The sequence below is a fragment of the Micromonospora sp. URMC 107 genome, assembly GCF_051386315.1.
GTDB lineage: Bacteria > Actinomycetota > Actinomycetes > Mycobacteriales > Micromonosporaceae > Micromonospora.
The window spans coordinates 1-1,658 of the sequence record NZ_JBPQTK010000270.1; the positions used below are offsets into that span (position 1 = coordinate 1).

At 70.2% G+C, this 1,658-nt stretch carries 2 protein-coding genes; one reads left to right on the forward strand and one right to left on the reverse strand.

Annotated elements, in window-relative coordinates:
* On the reverse strand, nt 1-1,198 hold a 1,198-nt coding region (locus tag ACSNN9_RS28420), incomplete at its 3' end, for a pectate lyase family protein (protein WP_436676382.1).
* Nucleotides 1,199-1,273: 75 nt separating this feature from the next.
* On the opposite strand from ACSNN9_RS28420, the gene ACSNN9_RS28425 reads away from it, so the two are divergent.
* On the forward strand, nt 1,274-1,658 hold a 385-nt coding region (locus ACSNN9_RS28425), incomplete at its 3' end, for a hypothetical protein (protein ID WP_436676383.1).

The following is a 1,658-nucleotide window of genomic DNA, read 5'->3' on the forward strand; positions in this document are numbered from 1 at the left end:
CCGCAGACGCCGGCGTGGGGGTGGTGGGGCCCGGGGTCGGGCTGGTCGGCCCCGGCGTGGGGGTGGTCGGCGTCGGCGCCGGCGTCTGCGGGGTGCAGTTGCCGTCCGACTCCCGCAGGCCCGTGTTCGCGCCCGCCGTCTGGCGGACGACGTCCGGCACGCAGTTGGCCGCGTCGAGGCTGTACGGGTACGGGATGCTGACGGTGGTGTTGGACTGCGGGTCGGGGCCGGCGGGGTAGTTGTCGGTGCCGGGGCTCGACCAGGTCACGTTGTCGAAGACGTTGCCGCTGACCTGCCAGTAGCCACGCTCGCTGGTGTAGAAGGTGCCCAGGACGTCCTTGGAGTTCCTGAAGTAGTTGTTCTCCACCTTGGCCCTGGCCCCGGCCCGGGAGTTGATGCCGGACTCGTGGAGGCTCACGTAGTGGTTGTTGTAGATGTGGGCGATGCCGCCGCGCAGCAGGGGCGTACGGGAGTCGATGTTCTCGTACAGGTTGTGGTGGAACGTGACGAAGCCGTTCGAGCGGTCGCTCTCACTGGACCCGATGAGGCCGCCCCGGCCGGAGTTGCGCAGGATGCTGTACGACAGGGTCACGTACTGGGTGTCGTCCTTCATGTCGAAGAGGCCGTCGAACCCCTCCGACTCCCCACCCGAGGCCTCCAGGGTGGCGTGGTCGACCCAGACGTTGCGGACGCCACTCTCCATGCCGATGGCGTCACCGCCGTTGGAGGTGGGTGAGCCGGACTTCTTGACGTTCCGGACGGTCACGTTCCGGATGATGATGTTGCGGGACTCGCGGATGTGGATGCCCAGCTGGTCGAAGACGGCCCCGGTGCCGACCCCGACGATCGTGACGTTGCTGATCTGCTTGAGCTCGATCACGCCGTCGGCGGTGCTGCAGCTGCCGCCCGACACCTTGGTGGTGTTGCCGTGGTTGATGGTTCCCTGGACCTCGATGATGATCGGGGTGCTGCTGCTGGCCCGGGTGCACAGGGCCGTGTGAATCCCGGTCCCCGTGCTGACCCGCACCGTCTGCCCGCCCGCGCCGCCGGTGGTCCCACCGTTCTGCGTCGCGTATCCGGTGGCGCCGCCCGCCGCCGCCGACGCCTCGGGTGTCGGCAGTGCCGCCACCCCGAGCGCGGCCCCTACGGCCGTCGTGGCCAGTGCCACCTGGAGTCGCAGTGCGACTGGTCTTCTCATCTGTCGTCTCACCTTCGTCTTCGGATGTCGGGTGTTGCCGTTGCCCATCTGCCGTGGTCCCGTCGGTGCACCGTCGTGACCGCCGACCTGTCGCCGGGACGCTCGCTGGTCGACCCGGAGGTGTTTCTTCTCGAGGTGGATCGGTTCGGCGGTTCCGCGCCGGCCCCGGCCGAGGCCGCCGGCCCCGGCCGCGAGGTCGCCGTGACCGTGCTCCCGCCGCCCGTGGTGGTGCCGTTCGCGCGTGCCCGGAAAGCGCTTTCCAGCGAGGATAGGGAGCCGTCTATCGATATGGCAAGGACCTGTCCGGATTGCGGCGTCATGCCCTGCTCGTCCGGCGCGGACGCCGCCGCTCGGGACGACGCCGGTCGCGCGGCGACCGCTGCGGGTGGGGGCGTAGACGGGCCGGCCGGGCAGGTTCGGGTCGCCGAGGAGGATGCGCGGGGCGGGCAGGGTGCGGGAT